The sequence below is a fragment of the Vibrio owensii CAIM 1854 = LMG 25443 genome, from assembly GCF_000817815.1.
Lineage (GTDB): Bacteria > Pseudomonadota > Gammaproteobacteria > Enterobacterales > Vibrionaceae > Vibrio > Vibrio owensii.
This window is the reverse complement of the sequence record NZ_JPRD01000005.1, coordinates 24270-48910: the sequence shown is the minus strand read 5'-3', so window position 1 is coordinate 48910 and position 24641 is coordinate 24270. Positions and strand designations below refer to the sequence as shown.

Here is a 24641-nt window from a genome sequence, read left to right as displayed (position 1 = left end):
AGCATCTTCTTTCTGCATTAGCTAAATCCATCCATTTGTTGTTTTAGACAACGTCAAAGGCTAGGAAAATAAAATTGGGAAAGGATTCCCAGCCCTAAATGTTCATTCGAGAACTGAGTCCATTACCTCGATTTTCAACATTCTAGATTCAGTCTTTAAAAACGAATTCAGCGGCATTTAATAACTGCATATGAATAGGCACCAAATCCGCGTGTTCACTTCGATAACCACCACCAACGACAGCCGCAACAGGAATACCTCTGTCTTTCATCAACTGCATTAAGAAACGGTCTCGCTCAAATATACCTTCCGTCGACACGTTGAAGTACCCCAGTTCGTCGTCGATATGAATATCCACACCAGCGTCGTAAATCACCATGTCGGGACGATGCAAGTTAATCGCCATTTCGACGACCTCTTTAAACGTCATTAAATACGTTTCATCATTGGTATCACGACTCAAAGGGACATCAAGATCAGAGTCTGGCTTTCTCGCCGGGAAGTTTTTATCGCAATGGAAAGACAAGGTGACAATGTCGGGTTCACTTTCACAAATCGTCGCTGTGCCATCGCCATGGTGGACATCACAATCGATGATCATCACTTTATCGACGTGTTCATGATCAAGCATGTGCTTAGCAGCAATCGCCAAATCGTTGAATAGACAAAAACCACTGCCAAAGTTTTTGTGCGCATGATGATAGCCACCGCTTAGGTGAATCGCGACGCCATGTTCTAATGCCTTTTCTGCGGTCAGCACTGTTCCGGCAGTGGATGTCAGTGTCCGTGTTATCAACGCCTCACTCCAAGGAAACCCAATTCGACGCATTTTGGCCGCAGGCATAGCTCCCGTCACCAACAAGTCAACATACTCCCCATCATGCACGCGTTTAATATCATCCGTACTTAGAGGGCTTGGTTGGAAGAATTCAATTTGCCCTCCCCAATCTTCACTCGCGAGTTTCTCCATCACAGCTTGATAAAGATAGCGATATTTCATGATCGGATAACGATGACCATTTGGTAGATCGAGTTGCGAGTAAATAGGGTGGTAAATCAGTGGCAGCATGAAACATTCTTTTCATAAAACGTTGTGAAATAGTACCAACTCCCTGAGTTGATTAAAAAGAAATTTAATTGATAATGATTTTCAATATCAATTAAATTTCTACCTGTTATGAATAAAACCTTATATACGATACTCGGCGCTTTCTTTGGTTCTTTCTGCGCGATGTCTCTGTTCATGTCGATGATGTTAGGTGCATGGTGGTTAGTTGATTTTATCGCCCTTAGCTAACACAATGGTTCTGTTTCCACTTAACCCCTTGAATCAGACAGATAGGTGTACTCATGAGTCAGACAGTCTTTATTACTGGTGCGAATCGCGGTATCGGTTTGAGTTTAACCGAGCTCTATTTGCAACAAGGCGCTCAAGTTCACGCGACAAGCCGTAACCTAACAGAAAGTAAAGCACTACACGCATTAGCATCGCGTTATAGTACCTTGGTGCTACATGAATTAGACGTGTCGGATTACCAAGGAGTCGCCCAACTCGCAAGCGAACTCCCAGCAATCGATCTACTGATCAACAATGCCGGTTACTACGGGCCTAAAGGCTATGGTTTTGGTAATACCGACATCGAAGAGTGGCGACAAGTCTTCGAGATAAATACCATCGCCCCATTAAAGCTAGTGGAAAGCTTTTATCCGCTGCTACAACAAGGCAAAACGAAGAAAATTGCGTGTATCTCCTCTAAAGTTGGCAGCATGACGGAAAACACCTCTGGTGGTGGTTACATCTATCGCTCTTCCAAAGCAGCGCTCAACTCTGTGGTTAAAAGTTTAAGTAACGACCTAACCGATGAGGGCTTCACAGTCTTGGCACTTCATCCGGGCTGGGTACGTACTGAAATGGGTGGGCCTAATGCCCTTATCGACACCCAAACGTCTGCTGATGGTTTAGCAAAAGTGATTGAGCAAAGCACGAAAGAAAATTCGGGGCAGTTTATTAACTATGATGGCACCGAACTTCCTTGGTAATAGTCAACTATCAATAAGTTAATGTCAGGCGACGAAAGGTTCCTGGTTTCGTCGCCATTCTCCACTTCTCCAATCTCATTACTTAACTTGAATTTCACCGTTTCCTATCCAGACTTAGTGAGGTATTAACCCCACTAAGGAGAGTAACCATGGCAGCAGATAAAGATCTGGTGAATTTCAGTGAAGATCATGAGCTCAATTACTGCTTAAGAAGTGCAGGTAAACGTCAAACTCAAGCGAATCGCGATACGCTGATCGACTTAGGACGACAAGTAAAACAGGATTTAGGTAAACGAGTATTAACTCAAGATGACGTCAGAGGCGCAATCGACAAGAACGATAACTTGTTCGACTAGCCATGACCTTAATATAAGAAAGCGGCACTGGATGGTGCCGCTTGATTGTAAGTAAACATGAGTTATTTAGAGGATTTACGTTTGGTGGTCGTCGTTTTTGATGCACCAGATTTGTTGTAACTGCGCTTCTTACGCTTGAATGCTGGTCGCTCTACTTTAGGAAGATGACGCAGAGATTCCGGAATCGGACCTGATTTCACTTCGCCCATCAGCCCGTCTATACGTTGTTCTAACGCCTGCATGAAAGGTTGATACGCTTGATTTCTTTCTGCCATTCCTTGTAATTGGTGTTCCCAATGCGCGGTCATATCCGGGTACGTCGAATCCATTGGCAAGGCATGAATCAAGCCACGTCCTGCTGGTGAGCTCAAAATCGATTTCCCCTGACGAGTCAGCAACTGGCGTTTGAACAAGGTATCAAGAATGCCAGCCCTCGTCGCTTCTGTGCCCAGACCATCGGTTTCACGTAATATCTTCTTTAGTTCCTTATCTGCGACATAACGAGCGATGCCCGTCATGGCTTGAAGCAGTGTTGCCTCAGTAAAATGCTTTGGCGGCTCTGTTTTACGATCTTTGATTTCACCTTCACGACAAGTCAGCACGGTGCCCTCAGCAAGTGGTGGCACAGCATCGATACCATCGTCTTCTTTGTCCGTTTTCCCCATCAACGCTTTCCAGCCCGGAGAAACAAGCTGGCGACCTTTAGCGATAAACGTACCACCAGCAATATCAAAGACGAGCTTCGCTTCCGCATAAACTGCAGCTGGATAGAATTGCATTAAATATTGACGTGCAATGAGCTGATACACCTTCATCTCATTACCTGATAATGCATTCACATTTGCTTGTTTTGGTGTTGGAATGATTGCGTGGTGAGCATCGACTTTTTTGTCGTTCCACGCTTTAGACTTAATCGATAAGTCCGCACCTTGCACCGCGCTTTGTAGCTCTTTGGCATTGTTAGCAATAGCGGAAGTGACAGAACCCGCTTGAGAATAATGCTCCATCGGTAAGTAACGACAATCAGAACGTGGATACGTGATCAGTTTGTGCTTCTCATACAACGCCTGACAAGTATCTAAAACCTGTTGGGCACTCATGCCATAGCGTTTGGCAGCATCAATCTGCAAGGCTGACAGTGAATAAGGAAGTGGCGCAGACTGCTTCGTTTGCTTTTGCTCGGATTCCGTGACTTTCGCAGGCTGGTTAGCAATGCGATTTGCTACGTTCTCAACGAGCTTTCGGTTAAGAACTCGACCTTCTTCATCTTGCCAAGGTTTGCATGCCTCACTTGGCTTCCAACGAGCGCGAATATCAAACGAACCATTTTGATCTTGATAAGGGATCAATGCATGCAGAGTGAAATAGTCTTTGGGTACAAAGTTTTCGATTTCTTCGTCGCGACGCACCACTAAACCAAGTACAGGGGTTTGGACTCGCCCGACCGATAATACGCCTTGGTAGCCTGCTTTTTGGCCCAGCAAAGTATAGGCGCGAGACATGTTCATTCCGTAAAGCCAATCAGCACGAGAACGCGCCAAAGCCGAAACAGAAAGAGGAATGAAATCGCGATTGCTGCGCATTGAGCTCAATGCACGCTTAACCGCGGGTAAGTTCAAGTCTGAAATGAGAAGTCGTTGTGTCGCTTCTTTCTTGGTTTTGGAGAGCTTACAGTAGTCCAACACCTCATCCACCAACAATTGCCCCTCTCGATCTGGGTCGCCTGCATGGATAACTTCTGTCGCATCTTTAAGGAGTTTACGTATTACCGTAAGCTGTTTACTGGCACTTTTTCTCGGTCTTAACTGCCATTGCTGAGGAATAATCGGTAAGTCAGCTATATTCCATTTTTTATAGCGTTCATCGTAGGCATCAGGTTCAACTTGCTCTAACAAGTGACCGATACACCAAGTCACGACGTCACCATTACCACAACGGATAAAGCCTTGATCTTTCTTTTGAGGGTTTGGTAGTGCAGCCGCAATCGCGCGACCTAGACTTGGTTTTTCAGCAATAAACAGACGAGACATAAGGTTTTGGAAATCATAATAATTAGGGCCACATTATCTAATGTAGCCCTAACAAATCAAGGAAAACTGTACAGATGAACAGTTATAGCGTCACTTTCTAGCTTACTGAAACTCAACAAACTGAGACAGGTCACGCTCTGGCACTTTCATTGGGGTGCAACCTGGTGTGCCAAGATATAAGAATCCTACGATTTGATCTTCGCCTTCAAGGCCAAAAGCTTGATGCACTTCTGGGTGGAACATCCACTTACCCGAGCGCCAGAAACCTTGGAACCCTTGTGCTACCGCTGCCATTTGCATCGCTTGTGCCGCACAGCCTGCTGACAAGTATTGTTCGAATGCAGGGACTTTCTCATGTTCTGTCACCTTCGCAATCACCGTGATGACCATTGGCGCACGAAACGGGGCATTTTTTACTTTTTCAACGACCGCTTCTTCACTGTTTTCCGCTTCAGCAGCTTTAACAAGAATATCCGACAGTTTCTTCAAGCCATCGCCTTGAGCAATCACAAAACGCCAAGGGGTTAAACCCGCATGATCAGGCGCGCGCAGACCTGCACGAATAATGTTCTCCAACGCTTTACCTTCTGGCGCAGGCTCAGACAACTTGGCAATAGAACGACGGTTGAGCAAAAGATCGAGAGCTTCCATGAGCAAGTCCTTATTTGATTGAATTATTATTTTTACGCAGCTCACTTTAGCATAATCCAAACTTTCGAATAACAACCTGTTTTATAGGGATTTAGAACAAAAAAAGCTGCGCACTTGGCGCAGCGATAAAAGGTTAAGAACGAATGAAAAAACTATTTTGAGGTTACGTTTTAGAGTTTCACAGCAAGTTTGACGCCTTGGCGGATTGCTCTCACCGCATCAAGTTCACCGGCATGATCTGCGCCACCAATAATGTGTAGCTTCTCTCCCAGCTCATGCCACTTGTCCTCAAACGGACGAACCGATTCTTGCCCTGCACAAATCACCACTTTATCCGCCTCTAGCAGCTCTTCTTTGCCATTTACATGAATGTGTAAGCCCCTATCGTCAATCTTGTCGTACGACACCCCACCGTAAAGGTGAACACCACGTTTCTCTAGCGTACGTTTATGAATCCAACCTGTGGTTTTGCCCGGCCCTTTACCAACTCGCCCTTTACGACGTTGAAGCACCCATACTTCTTTATCGCTAACTGCATCAGGGTAAGGATACAAACCGCCCGGTTGAGACATCTCTTTATCAATGCCCCACTCATGCAGCCAATCATCTAATGTTTGACCTACTGGTTCGGTTATCATGGTCGCCACATCAACACCAATACCACCAGCCCCAACAATCGCAACTTTCTCACCAACAGGCGTTTTATCTCGAATCAGTGTTTGGTAGTCGATCACTTTCTCTGGGTTATCAATACCATCAATTTTCACCTTGCGAGGTTCAACACCCGATGCCATGACGACTTCATCGTATTCGGTAAGCAAGTCGTAATTGGCTTCTGTCTCTAGGTGAAGATTCACACCCGTCTCTTCAATGCGGTTCGCAAAGTAACGGATGGTTTCGCGAAACTCTTCTTTGCCCGGGATCTGCATCGCTAAACGGAACTGACCACCAATGCGATCGTTCTTCTCAAACAGATCCACTTTGTGCCCACGTTCTGCCAGCGTCGTCGCACAAGCCAAACCAGCAGGACCGGCTCCTACTACCGCAATGTTCTTCTTCTTGAATGCCTCTTCAACAACAATCTCCGTCTCGTAACACGCTAGCGGGTTAACTAAACAACTCGCTCTTTTGCCTTTGAATACATTGTCCAAGCATGCTTGGTTACAGCCAATACACGTGTTGATCAGTTGAGATTTTTCCTGCTCTGCTTTGGCAACAAAGTAAGGGTCAGCGAGGAATGGACGCGCCATCGAAACCATATCGGCATGGCCAGAAGAAAGAATTCGCTCGGCTTCATCTGGGGTATTGATACGGTTACAAGTAATGATTGGCACTGAGACGTGAGGTTTGACTTTTTCTGTCACCCAAGTGAATGCGCCACGAGGAACCTGAGTTGCAATAGTTGGAATGCGCGCTTCGTGCCAGCCGATACCAGTGTTGATAATGGTAACACCAGACTCTTCCAGCGCTTTTGCCAGTTCAATCACATCTTCAAACGTACTGCCCTGCTCGACCAGATCGAGCATGGAAAGACGGAAGATGATAATGAATTTTTCACCGACCGCTTTACGCACCGCTTTAACGATTTCAACCGGGAAGCGCATACGTTTTTTATAACTGCCACCCCAGTCGTCGTAACGCATGTTGGTACGTTTACATAAGAATTGGTTAATCAAATAACCTTCAGAGCCCATCAGCTCGACACCATCATAGCCCGCTAGCTGAGCCAGCTCGGCACTATTAGCGAACGCTTCGATGGTCTTTTTGATTTGACGCTCGCTCATCTCGCTTGGTGCAAATTTAGCGATAGGCGCTTTCATACCAGACGCACTCTGCGCGAATGGGTGCATCGCGTAGCGTCCTGCATGTAGAATTTGTAGGGCTATTTTGCCGCCGTGTTTGTGCACCGCTTCAGTCACAACCTTATGTGCTTTGGCATGTTTTGGCTTACTGAATTCTGCACTCAAAGGATGTAATCGGCCACGTAGGTTTGGAGAGAAACCGCCCGTCACGATTAGACCTACACCGCCTTTGGCACGTTCTTCATAAAACGCCGCAAGCTTTTGTAGTCCTTCTTTGTGCTCTTCTAGACCAGTGTGCATTGATCCCATCAGGACGCGGTTTCGTAGCTGTGTAAAACCTAAGTCCAATGGCTTTAACAAATTTGGGTACATGGCAGACATCACTAAACATCCATTTTTATTGTTGTGGTCTGACCACAGTACGCCGCAAAAACCAAAAAATCAAACAAGCGTTTACATTTTTGCAACACAAGTCAATCTCACGTTAAAGTATGCCAATTGTTGAATTGCCGTGATAAGCTAAAAAAATTGTTATCTTTTGAGATCTTAGAGATAAGAACCCATACTTTGTAAGATTAGGGAATGACTATCTCGTTATGGAGACAAGATGAAAAAACTCTTCAAATTTATTGGTCTGATATTCAAGGGGATATGGAAAGCCATCACCTTTGTCAGACTCGCGCTGATGAATCTGATCTTCTTAGTGATGATTGCCGTCTTCTACTTTGCCTTTACATACACTGGTGAAGGTCAGCCTACCGTCGATAAAGAATCGGCACTTGTGATGAACCTATCTGGTCCTATCGTAGAACAGCGACGTTATGTCAATCCTATGGATTCGGTAGCTGGCTCAATTCTGGGTAACGAAATCCCGAAAGAGAACGTACTGTTCGACATCGTAGATACTATTCGTTATGCGAAAGATGACCCGAAAGTGTCGGGGTTGGTATTAGCTCTTCGCGATATGCCAGAAACTAACCTGACGAAACTTCGTTACATCGCAAAAGCACTGAATGAGTTCAAAACCTCCGGCAAGCCAGTATACGCGGTCGGTGATTTCTACAACCAAAGCCAGTACTACCTTGCAAGTTACGCAGATAAAGTCTTCCTAGCACCAGACGGCGGCGTATTGATTAAGGGCTACAGCTCTTACTCTATGTACTACAAAACCTTGTTAGAGAAGTTAGACGTATCGACTCACGTATTCCGAGTAGGTACTTACAAATCAGCAATTGAGCCATTCATTCGTGACGACATGTCGGATGCAGCAAAAGAGTCAGCAACGCGCTGGATCACTCAACTTTGGAGTGCGTTCGTTGATGACGTCGCAACCAACCGCAAAATCGACGCCAAAGTGTTAAATCCAACTATGGATGAATTGCTTGCAGAGATGAAGTCTGTAGATGGTGACCTAGCACAGCTGGCCGTAAAAATGGGCTTAGTCGACGAACTGGCTACTCGCCAAGACGTACGTAAGCTGTTTGCGAAAGAGTTTGGTAGCGATGGTAAAGACAGCTACAACGCGATTGGTTACTACGACTACCTAGCGACCATGCGTCCTAATCTCGCACCGTCAGAGAACGACATTGCAGTAGTCGTCGCAAGCGGCACAATCATGGATGGGCAACAACCACGCGGCACTGTGGGCGGCGACACGGTAGCAAGCCTACTTCGTCAAGCGCGCAATGACGACAAAGTGAAAGCGGTTGTACTTCGTGTTGATAGCCCTGGTGGTAGCGCGTTTGCCTCTGAAGTCATTCGCAATGAAGTAGAAGCACTGAAAGAAGCAGGTAAACCTGTCGTGGTTTCAATGTCGAGTCTTGCAGCATCTGGTGGTTACTGGATCTCTATGAGTGCAGATAAGATCGTTGCTCAACCAACGACTCTGACAGGTTCAATTGGTATCTTCAGCGTAATCACGACTTTCGAGAAAGGTTTCAACAAACTTGGCATCAGCACTGACGGTGTTGGCACATCTCCATTCTCTGGTGACGGCATCACGACGGGCCTCTCTACTGGCGCTTCTGAGGCGTTCCAATTGGGTATTGAGCACGGCTACAAACGCTTTATTTCTCTGGTTGGTTCAAACCGAGATATGTCATTAGACGAAGTCGATAAAGTGGCACAAGGTCGCGTTTGGACAGGCCAAGATGCACTGTCGTTCGGTTTAGTCGACCAAATGGGTGACTTCGATGATGCCGTGAAACTTGCTGCAAAACTTGCTGAAGTTGAAAACTACGAAATCTACTGGGTTGAAGAGCCTCTCTCACCGACTGAGCAATTCATTCAAGAATTCATGAATCAGGTGAAAGTCTCTTTAGGCATCGATGCAACAAGCTTTCTTCCAAAGAGCCTTCAGCCAGTCGCGCAACAGTTTGAACAAGACGCTAGCATGATGCAAAGCTTCAACGATCCAAAAGGTCAGTACGCCTTCTGTTTAAACTGCGAAGTGCAATAGCTTTCCCAGCTTAGCCAAAAAGGGGCATCTCTGTGCGAGATGCCCCTTTTTATTAGATGTCATTTCGCTATAATCCCCGCCACTGTTCCCCCTACATGAAATAAAGTAGAACGATGACTAGAAAACACATCTACATCGCTTACACCGGTGGCACCATCGGTATGCAAAAATCGGATCACGGCTACGTGCCTGTGGCTGGCTTTATGGAAAAACAACTAGCCAGTATGCCCGAGTTCCACCGCCCAGAAATGCCGGAATACACCATTCATGAGTACGAGCCTCTGATCGACTCATCTGATATGACACCGGCAGACTGGCAGCAAATCGCAGATGACATCCGTGATAACTACGAGAAATACGATGGCTTTGTGATTCTGCATGGTACTGACACCATGGCATACACAGCTTCTGCTTTGTCTTTCATGTTGGAAAACCTAGGTAAGCCAGTAATCGTAACAGGCTCACAAATTCCTCTAGCAGAGCTGCGCTCAGACGGCCAAGCAAACCTGCTGAATGCACTGCATATTGCAGCAAACTACCCTATCAACGAAGTGACGTTGTTCTTCAACAATCAGTTGATGCGCGGTAACCGCAGCACTAAGTCTCATGCAGATGGTTTTAATGCCTTTACTTCACCAAACCTTCCACCACTATTGGAAGCGGGTATCAACATCCAAATCAGCAACAACATTGCTGTCGGTGAGCAACCAGAAGGTGAGTTCAAAGTACATAACATCACACCTCAACCTATCGGTGTGATCACCATGTATCCGGGCATTTCGCACGAAGTTATTCGCAATACACTTCGTCAGCCAGTTAACGCAATGATTCTACTGACGTTTGGCGTGGGTAATGCCCCTCAAAATCCAGAGCTACTTGGTCACCTAAAAGAAGCGTCTGAGCGTGGCGTTATCGTCGTGAACCTAACTCAGTGTTTGGCTGGTAAAGTTAATATGGGTGGTTACGCAACAGGCTGTGCTCTGGCTGATTCCGGCGTGATCAGCGGTTTTGATATGACACCAGAAGCGGCACTAGCAAAACTTCACTACCTTTTGAGCCAAGATTTGTCTTACGAAGAAATTAAGCAAAAGATGCAAGAAGTGTTGCGTGGCGAAATGAGCCTGTAAACGGTTATCTTCAACATCCGAATACGAAAAAGCCCAATTTACACAATTGGGCTTTTTGCTTTGAAAGAGGTGTGCTGTTTAGTTCAAGTTTGGGTTCACTCGAACGATGTCTTGCTCTTCTCCACTGAATTGTTTCTTCAATTCTTGCTTAGATTTAAAGCTGATTTCACCACCAGCGGCTACCGTCATGTGCTGCGCCTCGGTGTTATGTTTTGATTGATACAACATCACAGCTTGCATACATGAGTCTCGCTGCTCTTGGGAAAGTGGTGTACCCTCAGGCCATCTTCCTGTCTCTACTGCGTAAACCAATCGCTCATAGACTTCTGGAGTTATCGCATTTAATAATTGTTCTGCGTCCATAATGTACCTTCTTATTACATTCTATTTACAGAACATAACGGTATAGAAAGCAGAGTCAAGAGCTCGAAAATGAATTGGTGTAACGGATCACAAGCAAAACCATGAAACGAACATACTGGTTACTCGCAGGCCTTGCCAGCCTGACATTAACAGGTTGCTTCGAAGGCAACGTCACCACTGAAGAATTGTGCCAAAAGAACCCACAGCTTCGTTGTGAAAACTTAAATATGGACGATGGTCAATGTCGCATACCTCGTACCAATTTGGTTTGGCATCGCTTTGAGCTACTCAAAGATCCATCAGAAGCCAATCAAGTCATCGAATACGGGTTAGTTGCTGAGTATCGCAAATGTTTAGAACTCGCGTCACAGATCACTCCGATTGATCAAAGCGCGCTAAAACGTAAAAGATTTGATGCCTTGGTGCACAGCATTGATGAGCTGGATCGTATCGTCAATAACCTAAAAGGCTCTAATGACCCAGCAACACTTTACTTCTTGTGGTCTCAAACGGGTGACGACCAAGCACGTCGTCAGTTTTTACAAATGGAAGGCAAACCAGAGCTCAATACCGCAGAAATGCAGTACGCACTCGCCACCTTCTATACCAACCGCGATCCACAAAAGACATTAACATTACTTCATAATTCGCTATCAATGTCGAACGAAGACAACTTAAAACCAGAAATTTTGAAGTCATTGGCCAGCATTAACCAAGGTCTAGGTAATAAAGAGCAGGCTTACTTATGGGCCATGGTTGCAAAGCGCTACGATGTCCCGCTTGCTGACGAGCAACAATTGCAGCGCATGTTTAACTTTGCCGACCCAGAGAAATATGAACAATTAGATGATCTGGCTAAATCTATATCTAAGGCAATAGATAAAGGGAATTATTCACCAAGGATGATCCCTAGCGATTTATAAAATAAAAACTCCCGTTCATGTCGGGAGTTTTTTATTTCTACAGTCACGGTTCAGTATTTTATTAATTGAAAGGATGAAACATTCTTTCTACCAAAACTGGCGTTATTGATCGGATTTGTTGAAAATTAACGACACCGAGTTGACACAAAAACGCTCACCCGTTGTTTGCGGTCCATCTTCAAAAACGTGACCTAAATGGCTGTCACAAGTGGCACATCGAATCTCAGTTCGGACCATTCCGTGACTCAAATCCTTAAGATAACGCACCGCAGAGTCGTTAATCGGGGCATCGAAACTCGGCCAACCACAGCCAGAGTCATACTTGTTATCGGAGACAAATAGAGGGGTGTTGCAACAGGTACAGGCATACACACCTGTCTCTTTATTATGAAGCAGTTTACCGGAGAACGGAGGCTCTGTGCCTTGCTCGCGACAGACGCGAAACTCTTCCTCAGAGAGCTGCTCGCGCCACTGTTCATCGGACTTCGTTACTTTTCTTCCGCTTTGTTCTACCAATTTCTGTTCCTTATTTCTTATTTTTGGCAATGACTTTTTTAGCAAAAAACTTGCTTCTCGTAACAGTTGTAGCACATACTTTCTCACCAGGACACCATGTGTAATTAATTTGATACGAGTTCTTATCTCGAAAGTTATATTACGCCAACTGGAATGTAGAATAACCAGTTAAAAGTTTAAAAAACGAGCATTTGCGAAGAATTGTTAAAAAAAGCGTCGCTTTTTTTTGACTTTAAACAAGTTAAGTCCGATTATCTGTTGCAGATGTTTACTGGATTTTGTAATTTTACTACCAGTTATCTTTAATCAGAAATTAAGTTGTGGAGCAACTATAATGACTATCAAAGTAGGTATTAACGGTTTTGGCCGTATCGGTCGTTTCGTATTCCGTGCAGCGCAAGAGCGCAACGACATCGAAGTTGTAGGTATTAACGACCTTATCGACGTAGATTACATGGCATACATGCTTAAGTACGACTCAACTCACGGCCGTTTCAACGGTACTGTTGAAGTTGAAGGCGGTAACCTAATCGTTAACGGTAAAACTGTACGTGTAACTGCAGAGCGCAACCCAGAAGACCTAAAATGGGATGCTATCGACGTTGACGTAGTAGCTGAAGCAACTGGTCTTTTCCTAACTGACGAGACTGCACGTAAGCACATCACTGCTGGTGCGAAGAAAGTTGTTCTAACTGGTCCTTCAAAAGACGCTACTCCAATGTTCGTAATGGGCGTTAACCACGCTACTTACGCTGGTCAAGACATCGTTTCTAACGCTTCTTGTACTACTAACTGTCTAGCGCCTATCGCTAAAGTTCTTAACGACAAGTTCGGTATCGAATCTGGTCTTATGACTACAGTTCACGCTACTACAGCAACTCAAAAAACTGTAGACGGTCCTTCTGCTAAAGACTGGCGCGGTGGTCGTGGTGCTTCTCAAAACATCATCCCATCATCAACTGGTGCTGCTAAAGCTGTAGGCGTTGTTCTTCCTGAACTAAACGGCAAACTAACTGGTATGGCTTTCCGCGTACCAACAGCTAACGTTTCTGTAGTTGACCTAACAGTTAACCTAAAAGAAGGCGCATCTTACGAAGCTATCTGTGCAGCAATGAAAGAAGCTTCTGAAGGCGAACTAAAAGGCGTACTAGGCTACACTGAAGACCAAGTTGTTTCTCAAGACTTCATCGGTGAAGTTCAAACTTCAGTATTCGATGCTAAAGCTGGTATCGCTCTAACTGATAACTTCGTTAAAGTTGTATCTTGGTACGACAACGAAATCGGTTACTCAAACAAAGTTCTAGACCTAATCGCTCACATCTCTAAGTAATTATTACTTAGCTGAAAAGCAATTAGCGAAGCTTGTGTTTGAAACATAAGATTTGAATAAAAGGCGGCTCTAGAGTCGCCTTTTTTGTATCTGGAATTTGAGAGAATGAAGACTCGACGTTGCACTCAATGTGCGAAGCGTGTCAAAAAAGCTCTCCCTCCCAGCGATAGGAAGCAACACATGGATTTAAAAACTCTCCCTGCTCTAACCGTGCTATCTGATAACGTCACTATCGTCGAAGTTGATCAGGTTAAAGTCGTTCGCGTTATTCATGAGAAAGCAACGGCAGGTATCGCACTACACGGTGGTCATGTCGTGTCGTTCACACCAGCAGGCCAAGAAGACCTAATCTGGATGAGCGAAAAAGCAATCTTTGATGGCAAAGCGGCACTTCGTGGTGGTATTCCTGTTTGTTGGCCTTGGTTTGGCCGCATCGCAGCGCCAGCTCATGGTTTTGCGCGCACAGCAGAATGGGAATTGGTTGAACATCGTGAGAACGACAACGGCGTGATCGTTGAACTTGCTCTCTTCCCAACCGAAGAAACTCACGACATCTGGCCACATATGTTTGATGCTCGTCTTGTTGTTGAAATCAGCGACGAACTAAAGGTGACATTGAAAGTCACCAACATTGATGATGCAGAGTGGACATTCTCAGGTGCACTACACACATATCTAAACGTTGGTGATATCAAACAAGCACAAACAACAGGTATGGGACCTGAGTACATTGACAGCTTAAAAGAAGGTGAAATCTGCCAAGGCGGTGATGTCCTTCAACTAACTGATACCATCGACCGTGTTTACACTCAGCCAGAAGCGCAAATCTTGGTGAAAGACCCAGTGTTAGATCGCACGTTGAGCGTTGAAAACCAAGGCCATAACTCAGCAGTGTTGTGGAACCCTTGGGCACAAGGCGCACAAAGCATGGGTGACATGGCAGACAACGGCTACGAAACCATGATGTGTGTTGAATCGACAGTGCATGCGCCAAGTATCGAGCAAGGCAAGACGTTACAGCCAGGCGAGACACATGAACTTATCACTGTAATTTCAGCGCAGTAATCCAGTTTAAAGGCCGGTTCAACCGGCCTTTTTTACATTTCCAAAGCACAACACAAGAATCACTCATGCCATACTAAGGCCAACCAAACGAGTCGAGATAATGGTGTAACGATGAAATACCGCATTTATTCAATATCGCTTCTTACGGGCTTAATGTTTGGCTGTGCCAACACTGAGGTCTCGTTACAAGCCGAAAAGAACGTCCCCGAATACAAGCAGTTGTCTCCAACACGATATCAAGTCTATTGCCCCACCGGAATCTGCCGCTTCCAAGTTTCCGCGAACCAGAAAACGGCAATAAGCATTGAGATGTTCTATGCCGAGAAGAAACCGTTCAAGAAGATTGAGGGGCTGACCTACGACAATCAAAATCAATATCCGACGTCGAACACTTTTACTCTTCCCGTAAAATCAGGCAACGAGAGAATATCTGTGCAAGTCATCGACTATTACAGATAAACCCACTCCGTTATCACTTTGAATAACGAATAATCGATTCTCGATACAGTGAAAGCAGTGTATCGCTTTTCACACCGACCCCAACGTTTTGCGCGGAGAAAGCGCTCCACTTATCGTGCATGTATTTGCGTTGATCCGTTTTCTGAATCGTCATCCCTTCGGCAGGTCCATCAGTCACCACTCGGACGGCACCACTGCGCAAAGTAAACAGCTCAGGATCAATGACATACGCAATCGCAGAAGGATCATGGACATGGCAACCATCCATTCCAACCTTCTCGGAGTAAAACTTCAAATAGTAGCGGCTCACATCCCAAATGAACTGCCCTACTTCTCCCGCATCCTCTCGCAGTTGGTCTAGGTATTGCCCCGTAAAGAAGCTCTCTTCCGTAACATCCAAACCGATGATGACGACTGGCCACGAAGCCGTGAATACCTTATCGGCGGCATGAGGGTCGTCATGAATATTTGCTTCCGCAAATGGCGTAACATTGCCTCGATGATCGTTCTCACCAAAAGCGCCGCCCATTACAACCACTTCCTTAACCAAGTTAACGATTTCTGGGTCTGCTTCCAAAGCGAGCGCAAGGTTAGTTAAAGGGCCCACGGCCACCAAGGTGATTTCTCCCGGTTCTGCTCTAACGCTGTCGATGATGAACTGATAGGCAGGCGTATCAATGGCACTTACATCCAGTGCGCTCGGTGCTTTCACATCACCAAAGCCAGCTTCACCATGCACGACAACTGTTGCTCCAACCGGCGCTTTAACTAAAGGCTTATCTGCACCTTTCGCAACCAACGCTTTCATACCAAACTTCTGTTTTAGGTAAAGGGCGTTTTGCGTCGCGTTGTCTATCGTTGCATTACCATAAACGGTTGTAATGGCCATAAGGTCGATATCAGGATGGGCTTCAGCAAAAAGAATGGCCATCGCATCATCGATGCCAGGATCTGTGTCTAGGATGATTTTCTTTGTCATATCAGCTTCTATTAAACGCTTGGAAAGCCCCAACAATACCTATAAAAAACAAGGATAAACGTGACCAAAGCCGAAGGTATGAGCTTTCTTTTAGTCGCTGCTCCTTACTATCGCTTCAACCAAACAAATGAAACTTTCGCCCATTAGCATCCAATTCATTGGTGACTCAACTCACTCAACCTTGTTTGGTCATTCCATTTCTGCAATAAAATCACCCAGTCAGCGGTCATTTGTTATCTAAGCTATTGGTTGCTCTTATTTTTTGACAATTAACTTAATAAATATCAAAAAAACTCGTCATATAAATCGCTAGCATGCCGATACAACATTTATAACACCTATCAATAATCAGGAAAGACACTACATGCTAGACAAATATCGGAATCAAAGTGTCGGTTTCCAGCTCAAACTGGTCATCACACTGTGTCTGCTTATTGCATTTTCAAGCATTGCTGCGCTTGTTTATCAAAACGCTTCAAACGTACTTTTAGAAAACACGCTGAAAGAACATCAATCTAAAGTGGAATCGATGGCAAAAACCATTGCAGGCCAGTTCAACGCTTATCTGCACACGGCAGAAGTTTTGGAATCAACCTTCCGTAATGGTTATTTGGCGGGCGTCTATGTCGAGAGTTACAACGTTGACTTTCAAGGTCACCAAGTACCAAACATCACCCAATACAGCGAAAGCTTGATTGGTGACACTAAGTTAGTTGATAGCTTCACTCGTGACACTGGCGCTGTTGCGACCCTGTTTGCTCCAATGGGCAACGACTTCATTCGCGTCGCGACTTCACTAAAAGATCCTCAAGGTAAAAGAGCACTTGGCACTACATTGGGGCTTAACCACCCGGGTTACCAAAAGCTTAAAAACGGCCAACCTTACTATGCGCAAATCAAACTTTATGGTGAGCGCTACATCACCTACTACGCACCTTTAAAAGACGCGAATGGTAAGGTCAACGGTATCTCTTTCATTGGTTTACCTGTTGAGCGCGCGACCCAAGATCTATTCAGCTCGCTACAAAGCGTAAAATGGGGTGACACTGGTTACACCATCATTCTGGATAACGAAAAAGACAACCAAGGTCACTACCTCCTTCATCCAAAACACGAAGAGAGCGATCCACCGATTCAAGAAGTGTCTGACTACAACGGCAACAAGCCTTTCTACCAACTTTTTGAACAGGAAAGTGGCTTAATACGCTACCCATTTGAATATCAAGGCACCGTGGGTGAAAAGTACTTAGTTTACACTCAAGTACCAGGTTGGAACTGGAAACTCTTGGGTGGCACTTTCATCAATGAAGTCACCAAAGGCAGCCAAGCTCTACTTCAACTGATTGCAACGATTTCTCTCATTGTGGCTGCGGCAACTTTTGTGGTGCTTACGCTTGTACTCAACCGAACACTAAATCCACTCACCATTTTAAATGGTTACATGAATCGCTTGGCAAAAGGTGAAGTGAGTATTGATATTCCTGCGTCAGGTAAAGCATCGAAAAACGAAATCATTAACTTGAACAACGACGTTGCCAATATGGCGGGACAACTGAACGAGTTGGTTGGTCAAATTCGCTCGACTAGCGACCAAGTTGAAAGTAACTCGACCAGCGTTGTGGATGATGCAAACCGCAACCTGATGCAATCGGACCTTCAACAAGAGCAGGTAGAGCAAGTGGTAACAGCAATTGAAGAGATGGCTTCATCTGCTCAATCTGTCGCTCAACAAGTCGAGCAAATTGCCGAAAATGTTCGCTCTGCAAACACTGACAGCCAATCTGGGTTAGAAGTCGTTGAAGGCGTTTGTATTGATGTTGCACAGTTAAATGATCAACTAGACCAATCTGCGGCAGCTATCGAACAAGTGAATCGTGACAGCGAAAGCATCCAAACCGTGACGAAAATGATTGATGAGATCGCAGAGCAAACCAACCTACTTGCGCTTAACGCGGCTATTGAGGCTGCACGTGCGGGTGAACAAGGCCGTGGCTTTGCTGTAGTGGCTGATGAAGTGCGAACCCTTGCACATCGTACTCAGACCTCTGTGAAAGATGTCGTAGAGATCATCGAAAAACTTAAAGGCTCCACCAGCAATGCTGTAAGCATGATGACGGAAAGCCAGCAAAACGCGAATAAGGTATTGGATAAAGCACAAGAAGCAGGCACCGCGCTAGAAGCCATTGCAGGGCAAGTTCAGTCTATTGCGTCTCAAGCCGATGCGATTGCTGCAACCTCAGAGGAACAAGCACAAGTTTCTCAAGAGATTGCCGCCAATGCTCATTCTATTAGCGAACTGAACCGCGAAAGCCGCGATACCAGCGCTAAAACATCGCAAAGCGCAACCGAGCTACAGCAGCAAGCGCAAAACTTAAAACAACAAGTGGATTTCTTCCACTAACCCTCCAATAAAACCGATGAAAGAGCCGATAATTCGGCTCTTTTTTGTTTCGCTTGCCGCATCCCTTTTTGATAGAATTTGCCGCCCTACTTCCTGTCCAGAGATCGTCATGAACTATCAATGTCCTCTATGTCACCAACCTCTTGAGCTAACAGCAAAGACGTTTAAGTGCGAAAACAACCATCAGTTTGATTTAGCAAAAGAAGGCTACGTTAACTTGATGCCAGCGCACCACAAACGCTCAAAAGATCCAGGTGATAACAAAGAGATGATGCAAGCACGTCGTCGCTTTTTAGAAGGCAATCATTACGATCCGATGCGCCAAGAAGTGGCAAGCCTATGTGCCAAATACACCGAAGGCACAAGCCATCAATTGTTGGATATTGGCTGCGGCGAAGGCTACTACACAGACCAAGTTCAGCAGTCTCTGCACTCACAAAATGAAGAAGCGACGGTGTATGGTCTAGATATTTCTAAAGTCGCCATTCGTTTCGCGTCTAAGCGCTACCCAAATTGCGATTTCAGCGTAGCATCAAGCCATCGCTTGCCGTTTGCAGAGCAATCTTTAGACGCGATTTTGCGTATCTACGCTCCGTGTAAAGCAGAAGAGCTACAACGTGTGATTAAAGACAACGGCGTTGTTATCACAGTCACGCCAGCAGGCCGTCACTTGTACCAGTTTCGTGAACGTATCTACCAAGAGATACGCTTACACAACGAAGAACCAGAGAACATTGAAGGGTTCGAACTTGAGCATCAACAAAAGCTCAACTACACCATGGACTTAAAAGACGGCGTCGCATTCGATCTACTGCAAATGACACCATTTGCATGGAAAGCCAGCGACGAGCTTCGCGAAGAGCTAAAGTCATCTACACTTTTCCAATGTGAGGCTGACTTTATGTTGCGCGTTTACCGTAAGAAATCGAATCAATCTGAGAATGAAGTATAAAATGTAACGCTAATTATTCTCATTACCATTGATTCATTTATCAGCCTCCATTAATATCATTCGGACATTTTTGGAGGCTTTTTAATGCGCTTTTCTACACTAAGTCTGATTTTTGCAGGCTTGCTTACTGGCTGTGCTTCAAATGCACCGACCGCTCCCAACGCCGCAACTGACGACGTAACCAGTTTCTACGACTACCAGCTTCACGCCCCTTCCGGTGAAGCCATCTCAGTCAACCGGCTAACTCCAGCCCTACAACAAGCCGACGTAATTTTGATTGGTGAATGGCACACACACGCTGGTATCCACCGTTTTCAAACCGACATGCTAAAGCAGTTGTCTTCTGCGAGTCGCCCTCTTGCGCTATCAATGGAACAGGTCACACGCGACAAGCAAGCAATCTTAGATTCGTACCTAAACGGCGAAATTGGTGAGCAATACTTTATGAAGCAAAGTAATGCTTGGCCAAACTACGAAAGTGATTACCGCCCGCTGGTTGAGTTTGCCAAGCAAGCTGATATTCCCGTGATTGCCGCAAATGCGCCGAAAAATATTGTGCGTTGCATTGGCCGCCAAGGCATCGATTACCTAGATAAGCTCGACAGCGATGAGCGCAGTTTTGTCGCAGACAAAGTCAACACAGCAAACAGCCCATACAAAGAGAAGTTCATGGCATCCATGCACCACGGCAAGCCAGAGCAGACCGAAAAGCAGTACGCAGCTCAGGTAACATGGGATGAGACCATGGCAGAATCCATCGTCAAATACCTAGAGAAGCACCCGGGTACTCAAGTGGTTCACGTCGCGGGCAAATTCCATACTGAAGGCGGTTTAGGCACAGCGGCTTCTATCTTGAATCGCAACCCAGATTTAAACGTTGTCGTCATTACCCCTACTGCAGACATCACCTCAGACGGTTCGGATTACCAACTAGAAGTCCTTGCGCCACCGGTGCGTTACGTACAAGACGCAAACCGCATGGCTGCGTACAAGCACCTTGCTAAGCGCAATAGCGATCTTCAATGTAAGTAATCAGAAAAATCCGACTACGCCTTTAGATAAATAGGTCTGCTTTTTGCTTTAGTTTCCGAATAGTGACAGGAAGCGGCAAAAACAGACCTATTTTTCGTTCTGATTGATTCAAGAAATAACGTTTGCCGTCGATATAGATATAACTGCTTTTTACCTGCACTCATGAAGGAGTGTCGTTGTTCGAAGGGGTAACAGATGAATCCAGTAGGAAGCAATTCAGTTAATACATACGCCGCTCAGCAAAACAAAGTTGAGCAAGCAAAAAAGGCAGATCAAACTACCGACGCAGCGCCACTAAAGGTTGAGCAAAACAAAGTGACGCTTTCTTCTGAAGGAAAAGCGCTGCTTGCCGCTCTTCAGCAAATCGACCATGAGAGTAAAAAGGTCGAAGCGGAAAACAAAACCGTTGGCGATAAGGTTGAATCTTTTGCTCATGGCGCTCTCGGTATGGACCATCCAGATACTATCGAAGAAGAGGAAGACGGCTCCTACTCGGCAGGCCAATATCTTTCAGCTGCACTGACCGTTGGCGGTATTATTCTGGCTCTTGTTTAACCTCAACTGCGTTAAGCAAGAGTTTCTTTCGTTACGATAACCATCCTCATTTGAACACATTTTTTGCTCCGGTCCATAATGATCGGCGATTCATTATTGGACGATGGACTGTGAAAAAGGCTTTTCAATCTTGCTCTTCTTCAACTCAATTTCTCCATTTTCCTATTAAGTACGGCCGATAAGTTCGCGCCCGACGAATCCCAAATTTCACAGAATTATCTCGATTATGCTGCTGCGTAAGGCGAGTTCTGTTTGCTGTTCATCATTTGTCTTTAGAAGGGCAAGAGGAGTTGTCACTCTATTCAGACAATATGGTGAGAGCAAAACTGGCCAAACTTGGTTCAGAAAAGGCTTCCATGCCTTCTTCAATCGAGTTTGCTCATCGTGACCCAAAGCTCTGCTTACGCGGTGTAGCTTTAGCTCATGACTTTCGACTCCTAAACTTAACTCAAAGCCCACTTCTGTGGGCTTTTCTTATTTTAAGGTCTGTTAATCTTTCGAGCTGATTTTTGCGGCAGTTTGGGGGAGTTTATACAAGGCAGAGGTTAAGCATAGCTGGGTGTCTCATCGAACAAAACTCAACCACGAAAAAGCAACAGCCCCTAGACTTAGTGAATAGAAGTGACTTCCACATGAACCTTTTATGACGGTAGCATTTCTGCAATAAATCCTTGTTTTAATTCGAGCGCTTTTATAAATAAGGAATATACAATGAAGCACTTAGTGACCCCAATCGTAACCGCAGTAGCGGCATCCACACTTTCTTTCAATGCGCTCTCAGCAGAAATCAAAAACGTCATCTTGATGATTGGCGATGGCATGGGCCCTCAACAAGTTGGCTTGTTAGAGACCTACGCCAATCATGCACCAAACTCTATCTACAAAGGCGAAACCACCGCACTATACAAACTGGCACAAGAAGGAGTAATCGGCTCCTCTTTGACAAACCCAGAAGATGCCATCGTCGTGGATTCAGCTTGTTCAGCAACCATGCTTGCGACCGGCATTCCGACCGCTTCTGAAGTGATTGGAATCGATAGCCAAGGCAACCACGTTGAAACGATTTTGGAGAAAGCGAAGGCAAAAGGGAAAGCAACTGGCTTGGTTTCAGATACCCGCATGACGCACGCGACACCTGCCGCTTTTGCCTCTCACCAACCTCACCGCTCGTTGGAAAATAGCATCGCTGTAGACATGCTAGAGACCGGCGTGGATGTGATGCTTTCTGGCGGCCTTCGTCATTGGATTCCTAAATCGACCAACGACAAAGGCGACACTTACAAACAACTTGAGCAACTGACTCAAGGCGACGTTTACCTAAAATCAAAACGTAAAGATGAGCGAAACCTTCTGACGGAAGCGCAGCAGCAGGGTTACAGCCTAGCGTTTAACCGCAACATGCTTGAACAAGCAAAGGGCGAAAAAGTACTGGGACTCTTTGCTTATTCCGGCATGAATGATGGCATCGCGTACAGCCACAGCAAAGACGATCCGAAACGTACCCAACCATCGTTAAAAGAAATGACCGAGAAAGCGCTCGATGTCCTTTCAAAGGATAAAGATGGCTTCTTCTTGATGGTGGAAGGCGGTCAAATTGACTGGGCAGGACACAGTAACGATGCCGGCACCATGCTGCATGAATTGATCAAGTTTGATGAAGCGGTAAATACAGTTTATGAATGGGCAAAAGGTCGCGAAGACACTCTTGTTATCGTCACTGCCGATCATGAAACTGGCTCTTTTGGATTCAGTTACTCATCAGCAAATTTGCCAAAACCAGAAAAGCGCAGTGGCGAAGCATTTGCGAACCGCGATTACGCACCAAACTTCAACTTTGGCCAGTTTGATATTCTCGATGGCCTCTACAATCAAAAGCAAAGCTACTACGGCATGATCAGTGAGTTCCAGAAACTCGATGAAGCAGCACAGACGCCAGAAAAGTTGGCTGAGATTGTCAACGCGAGCAGCGACTTCTCCATCACACCAGAGCAAGCTGCGCGCGTATTAGCAAGTAAACCTAACCCTTACCGCCTCGCAAGCCACAAGTATTTGAGTGAAGAGAATGTCCCAGCGGTCAATGACTTTGACGCCTTCTTCCCATACAACGACCGTGGCAACTTGTTAGCTCGTGAGCAAGCGACCAAACAAAACACAGTCTGGGGAACAGGTACACACACGCATACTCCGGTAAACGTTTTTGCATGGGGGCCAGCGGGTACTATTCTTCCGGTTTCGAAAATCATGCATCACTCACAGCTGGGTGAATACCTGATTCAACAAATCAAATAATCCGTAATTTGCACTTACTTTCATCTTTTGGTGAAACCTTCACGCCCTCATTAGAGGGCGTTTTTTTACATAGAAACGGTTGACGCCCCGCACTCAACGTTCCAATATCTGCGGGTTATTTATAAATACGATCAATACCATGTGCGAAATATTTGCTAAGCAACCTCAGGAAAACTACCAATTTATCACCCGCTCTATCCGTATCGATGGCCATGCTACGAGCGTGAAACTAGAGTCCAGCTTTTGGCTGATCTTAGAAGAGATCGCTTCTGCACAAGAGATGACGGTGCCGAAGTTCATCAGTACGGTTTACCAAGAAGCGTTGGAGCATAATGGTGAAGTAAACAACTTTGCCTCCTTGTTGCGTTGCGCTTGTCTAACGTATGCACGCCAGCCTCAAGAGACCATGGCACAAGCGTTGAGCGAACTGCATTAAACAAAACACCCACACCTCCCTCAACGTTCATTGTCGTACCTGAGTACTACCTATTGCGCGCGAAAACTGACTAGTCTAAGCGCACAATTAAGGAGTACTCATGACAAAAATGATTCATACCATGATCCGCGTAAGCGATCTGGAGCGTTCTCTTAAGTTTTATCACGACGCACTTGAGCTAGAAATCAAAGACCAATACGTATTCGACGGCTTTTCTCTTACCTACTTAGCGAACCCAGAAACAGGGTTTGAGCTGGAACTGACGCACAATCACGACCAAAGTGAACCTTACACACATGGCACTGGTTACGGCCACCTTGCTGTAAGTGTGGAGGATATTGCGGCGACACACCGACGCCTTAACTCATTGGATATTGAAACCAGTGACATCAAAGTCTTTGACCATCAGGAAAAGCACTTAGCAACCTTCTTCTTCATTACCGACCCAGACGGCTACAAAATTGAGTTCTTGCAGCGTCAAGGTCGCTATCTCTGATAGTAAGTTCTGTCCCAACAGGAACGGCCACTATCCCCTTTAATAACAACAAAGAAGCAAACACAACTATGATTCATTTAACTGCTGCATTTCACGCAAAGCCTGACTGCGTATCTCAACTAAAACAAGCATTAGAAGCGATGCTAGAGCCGACTCGAAATGAGACTGGCTGCGTGCGTTATCACTTGTTCCAAGACAAAAATGACCCAAGCCAATTCTTATTCCAAGAGCAGTTTGCAGACCAAGCCGCGTTTGACGAACACTGCAAGACAACGCACTTCCAGACTCTACTGAGTGAGATTGATGGTTTACTTGCTAGTGAGCCAAAAATCACGTTCTTGGATGAGCTGTAATCTTTACTGCTAAACCGATAAAAAAGGC

The 24641-nt window shown here is 45.5% G+C and carries 23 protein-coding genes; 16 read left to right on the top strand and 7 right to left on the bottom strand.

The window, feature by feature from the left end:
* Window positions 1–148: 148 nt before the first annotated feature.
* Window positions 149–1069, bottom strand: a complete 921-nt coding sequence (locus H735_RS01690) for a histone deacetylase family protein (RefSeq protein WP_020195688.1) — start codon at window positions 1067–1069, stop codon at window positions 149–151.
* 281 nt (window positions 1070–1350) lie between these two features.
* Here H735_RS01690 and H735_RS01685 point away from each other — a divergent pair, with 281 nt between their 5' ends.
* On the top strand, window positions 1351–2040 hold the full coding sequence (locus H735_RS01685; protein WP_020195689.1) for an SDR family oxidoreductase: 690 nt from the start codon (window positions 1351–1353) through the stop codon (window positions 2038–2040).
* Between the two features lie 149 nt (window positions 2041–2189).
* A complete protein-coding gene (locus H735_RS01680) occupies window positions 2190–2396 on the top strand; it encodes a hypothetical protein (protein ID WP_009707305.1) in 207 nt (68 codons plus the stop codon).
* Window positions 2397–2458: 62 nt separating this feature from the next.
* Here the strand turns inward: H735_RS01680 and H735_RS01675 are convergent, their stop codons facing one another.
* The 3 genes from H735_RS01675 to H735_RS01665 all read right to left on the bottom strand — a co-directional run bounded on the left by H735_RS01675 (window position 2459) and on the right by H735_RS01665 (window position 7260).
* Entirely contained in the window at window positions 2459–4426 is a 1968-nt protein-coding gene (locus tag H735_RS01675) for a DNA topoisomerase III (protein WP_020195690.1), read from the bottom strand.
* A 102-nt stretch (window positions 4427–4528) separates the two neighbouring features.
* On the bottom strand, window positions 4529–5077 hold the full coding sequence (locus tag H735_RS01670; protein ID WP_009707307.1) for an NAD(P)H nitroreductase: 549 nt from the start codon (window positions 5075–5077) through the stop codon (window positions 4529–4531).
* 170 nt (window positions 5078–5247) lie between these two features.
* Window positions 5248–7260 carry an NADPH-dependent 2,4-dienoyl-CoA reductase gene (locus H735_RS01665; protein ID WP_009707308.1) on the bottom strand — a complete coding sequence of 671 codons (2013 nt, stop codon included), beginning with the start codon at window positions 7258–7260 and terminating at the stop codon, window positions 5248–5250.
* A 226-nt stretch (window positions 7261–7486) separates the two neighbouring features.
* Here H735_RS01665 and sppA point away from each other — a divergent pair, with 226 nt between their 5' ends.
* The gene (gene sppA, locus H735_RS01660) at window positions 7487–9337 is read left to right on the top strand and encodes a signal peptide peptidase SppA (protein WP_009707309.1); all 1851 of its coding nucleotides are present in this window, start codon (window positions 7487–7489) and stop codon (window positions 9335–9337) included.
* Between the two features lie 113 nt (window positions 9338–9450).
* The gene (gene ansA / locus H735_RS01655; protein ID WP_005439732.1) at window positions 9451–10464 is read left to right on the top strand and encodes an asparaginase; all 1014 of its coding nucleotides are present in this window, start codon (window positions 9451–9453) and stop codon (window positions 10462–10464) included.
* A 78-nt stretch (window positions 10465–10542) separates the two neighbouring features.
* Here the strand turns inward: ansA and H735_RS01650 are convergent, their stop codons facing one another.
* Window positions 10543–10827 carry a YeaC family protein gene (locus H735_RS01650; RefSeq protein ID WP_009707311.1) on the bottom strand — a complete coding sequence of 95 codons (285 nt, stop codon included), beginning with the start codon at window positions 10825–10827 and terminating at the stop codon, window positions 10543–10545.
* A gap of 101 nt (window positions 10828–10928) precedes the next feature.
* On the opposite strand from H735_RS01650, the gene H735_RS01645 reads away from it, so the two are divergent.
* Window positions 10929–11750 (top strand): DUF2989 domain-containing protein, encoded by an 822-nt coding sequence (locus H735_RS01645; RefSeq protein WP_020195691.1) that lies wholly within the window; start codon window positions 10929–10931, stop codon window positions 11748–11750.
* Window positions 11751–11852: 102 nt separating this feature from the next.
* Here the strand turns inward: H735_RS01645 and msrB are convergent, their stop codons facing one another.
* On the bottom strand, window positions 11853–12266 hold the full coding sequence (gene msrB / locus H735_RS01640) for a peptide-methionine (R)-S-oxide reductase MsrB (protein ID WP_020195692.1): 414 nt from the start codon (window positions 12264–12266) through the stop codon (window positions 11853–11855).
* Between the two features lie 334 nt (window positions 12267–12600).
* Between msrB and gap the strand changes: the two genes are divergently transcribed.
* From gap to H735_RS01625, 3 genes are all read left to right on the top strand, one after another.
* Complete coding sequence (gene gap, locus H735_RS01635) at window positions 12601–13596, top strand: type I glyceraldehyde-3-phosphate dehydrogenase (RefSeq protein ID WP_009707314.1); 996 nt, start codon at window positions 12601–12603, stop codon at window positions 13594–13596.
* A 180-nt stretch (window positions 13597–13776) separates the two neighbouring features.
* A complete protein-coding gene (locus H735_RS01630; protein ID WP_020195693.1) occupies window positions 13777–14661 on the top strand; it encodes a D-hexose-6-phosphate mutarotase in 885 nt (294 codons plus the stop codon).
* Between the two features lie 111 nt (window positions 14662–14772).
* The gene (locus H735_RS01625) at window positions 14773–15120 is read left to right on the top strand and encodes a hypothetical protein (RefSeq protein ID WP_020195694.1); all 348 of its coding nucleotides are present in this window, start codon (window positions 14773–14775) and stop codon (window positions 15118–15120) included.
* Between the two features lie 13 nt (window positions 15121–15133).
* Here H735_RS01625 and H735_RS01620 read toward each other — a convergent pair whose 3' ends face one another.
* Complete coding sequence (locus H735_RS01620) at window positions 15134–16099, bottom strand: nucleoside hydrolase (protein WP_020195695.1); 966 nt, start codon at window positions 16097–16099, stop codon at window positions 15134–15136.
* Between the two features lie 364 nt (window positions 16100–16463).
* Between H735_RS01620 and H735_RS01615 the strand changes: the two genes are divergently transcribed.
* The 8 genes from H735_RS01615 to H735_RS01580 all read left to right on the top strand — a co-directional run bounded on the left by H735_RS01615 (window position 16464) and on the right by H735_RS01580 (window position 24613).
* A complete protein-coding gene (locus H735_RS01615) occupies window positions 16464–18500 on the top strand; it encodes a methyl-accepting chemotaxis protein (protein WP_020195696.1) in 2037 nt (678 codons plus the stop codon).
* A gap of 109 nt (window positions 18501–18609) precedes the next feature.
* On the top strand, window positions 18610–19452 hold the full coding sequence (gene rlmA / locus H735_RS01610; RefSeq protein WP_009707318.1) for a 23S rRNA (guanine(745)-N(1))-methyltransferase: 843 nt from the start codon (window positions 18610–18612) through the stop codon (window positions 19450–19452).
* 84 nt (window positions 19453–19536) lie between these two features.
* Window positions 19537–20484 carry a ChaN family lipoprotein gene (locus tag H735_RS01605; RefSeq protein ID WP_020195697.1) on the top strand — a complete coding sequence of 316 codons (948 nt, stop codon included), beginning with the start codon at window positions 19537–19539 and terminating at the stop codon, window positions 20482–20484.
* Between the two features lie 195 nt (window positions 20485–20679).
* Window positions 20680–21039: a hypothetical protein gene (locus H735_RS01600; protein WP_005439760.1), complete on the top strand. Its 360-nt coding sequence runs from the start codon at window positions 20680–20682 to the stop codon at window positions 21037–21039.
* 711 nt (window positions 21040–21750) lie between these two features.
* Window positions 21751–23328, top strand: a complete 1578-nt coding sequence (locus tag H735_RS01595; protein WP_020195698.1) for an alkaline phosphatase — start codon at window positions 21751–21753, stop codon at window positions 23326–23328.
* A 139-nt stretch (window positions 23329–23467) separates the two neighbouring features.
* On the top strand, window positions 23468–23764 hold the full coding sequence (locus tag H735_RS01590; RefSeq protein WP_020195699.1) for a ribbon-helix-helix domain-containing protein: 297 nt from the start codon (window positions 23468–23470) through the stop codon (window positions 23762–23764).
* Between the two features lie 100 nt (window positions 23765–23864).
* Window positions 23865–24260: a VOC family protein gene (locus H735_RS01585; protein WP_009707321.1), complete on the top strand. Its 396-nt coding sequence runs from the start codon at window positions 23865–23867 to the stop codon at window positions 24258–24260.
* 68 nt (window positions 24261–24328) lie between these two features.
* Window positions 24329–24613 (top strand): putative quinol monooxygenase, encoded by a 285-nt coding sequence (locus tag H735_RS01580; protein WP_020195700.1) that lies wholly within the window; start codon window positions 24329–24331, stop codon window positions 24611–24613.
* The last annotated feature ends 28 nt before the right edge of the window (window positions 24614–24641 follow it).

What these genes read in the sequence shown, in the direction of transcription:
- H735_RS01690 (WP_020195688.1), bottom strand. Translation starts at nt 1,069, where the DNA reads ATGCTGCCACTGATTTACCACCCTATTTACTCGCAACTCGATCTACCA.
- H735_RS01605 (WP_020195697.1), top strand. Translation starts at nt 19,537, where the DNA reads ATGCGCTTTTCTACACTAAGTCTGATTTTTGCAGGCTTGCTTACTGGC.
- H735_RS01595 (WP_020195698.1), top strand. Translation starts at nt 21,751, where the DNA reads ATGAAGCACTTAGTGACCCCAATCGTAACCGCAGTAGCGGCATCCACA.
- H735_RS01600 (WP_005439760.1), top strand. Translation starts at nt 20,680, where the DNA reads ATGAATCCAGTAGGAAGCAATTCAGTTAATACATACGCCGCTCAGCAA.
- H735_RS01615 (WP_020195696.1), top strand. Translation starts at nt 16,464, where the DNA reads ATGCTAGACAAATATCGGAATCAAAGTGTCGGTTTCCAGCTCAAACTG.
- H735_RS01650 (WP_009707311.1), bottom strand. Translation starts at nt 10,827, where the DNA reads ATGGACGCAGAACAATTATTAAATGCGATAACTCCAGAAGTCTATGAG.
- ansA (WP_005439732.1), top strand. Translation starts at nt 9,451, where the DNA reads ATGACTAGAAAACACATCTACATCGCTTACACCGGTGGCACCATCGGT.
- H735_RS01620 (WP_020195695.1), bottom strand. Translation starts at nt 16,099, where the DNA reads ATGACAAAGAAAATCATCCTAGACACAGATCCTGGCATCGATGATGCG.
- H735_RS01625 (WP_020195694.1), top strand. Translation starts at nt 14,773, where the DNA reads ATGAAATACCGCATTTATTCAATATCGCTTCTTACGGGCTTAATGTTT.
- H735_RS01680 (WP_009707305.1), top strand. Translation starts at nt 2,190, where the DNA reads ATGGCAGCAGATAAAGATCTGGTGAATTTCAGTGAAGATCATGAGCTC.
- gap (WP_009707314.1), top strand. Translation starts at nt 12,601, where the DNA reads ATGACTATCAAAGTAGGTATTAACGGTTTTGGCCGTATCGGTCGTTTC.
- H735_RS01670 (WP_009707307.1), bottom strand. Translation starts at nt 5,077, where the DNA reads ATGGAAGCTCTCGATCTTTTGCTCAACCGTCGTTCTATTGCCAAGTTG.
- sppA (WP_009707309.1), top strand. Translation starts at nt 7,487, where the DNA reads ATGAAAAAACTCTTCAAATTTATTGGTCTGATATTCAAGGGGATATGG.
- H735_RS01590 (WP_020195699.1), top strand. Translation starts at nt 23,468, where the DNA reads ATGTGCGAAATATTTGCTAAGCAACCTCAGGAAAACTACCAATTTATC.
- H735_RS01580 (WP_020195700.1), top strand. Translation starts at nt 24,329, where the DNA reads ATGATTCATTTAACTGCTGCATTTCACGCAAAGCCTGACTGCGTATCT.
- H735_RS01675 (WP_020195690.1), bottom strand. Translation starts at nt 4,426, where the DNA reads ATGTCTCGTCTGTTTATTGCTGAAAAACCAAGTCTAGGTCGCGCGATT.
- H735_RS01630 (WP_020195693.1), top strand. Translation starts at nt 13,777, where the DNA reads ATGGATTTAAAAACTCTCCCTGCTCTAACCGTGCTATCTGATAACGTC.
- rlmA (WP_009707318.1), top strand. Translation starts at nt 18,610, where the DNA reads ATGAACTATCAATGTCCTCTATGTCACCAACCTCTTGAGCTAACAGCA.
- H735_RS01665 (WP_009707308.1), bottom strand. Translation starts at nt 7,260, where the DNA reads ATGTCTGCCATGTACCCAAATTTGTTAAAGCCATTGGACTTAGGTTTT.
- H735_RS01645 (WP_020195691.1), top strand. Translation starts at nt 10,929, where the DNA reads ATGAAACGAACATACTGGTTACTCGCAGGCCTTGCCAGCCTGACATTA.
- H735_RS01685 (WP_020195689.1), top strand. Translation starts at nt 1,351, where the DNA reads ATGAGTCAGACAGTCTTTATTACTGGTGCGAATCGCGGTATCGGTTTG.
- H735_RS01585 (WP_009707321.1), top strand. Translation starts at nt 23,865, where the DNA reads ATGACAAAAATGATTCATACCATGATCCGCGTAAGCGATCTGGAGCGT.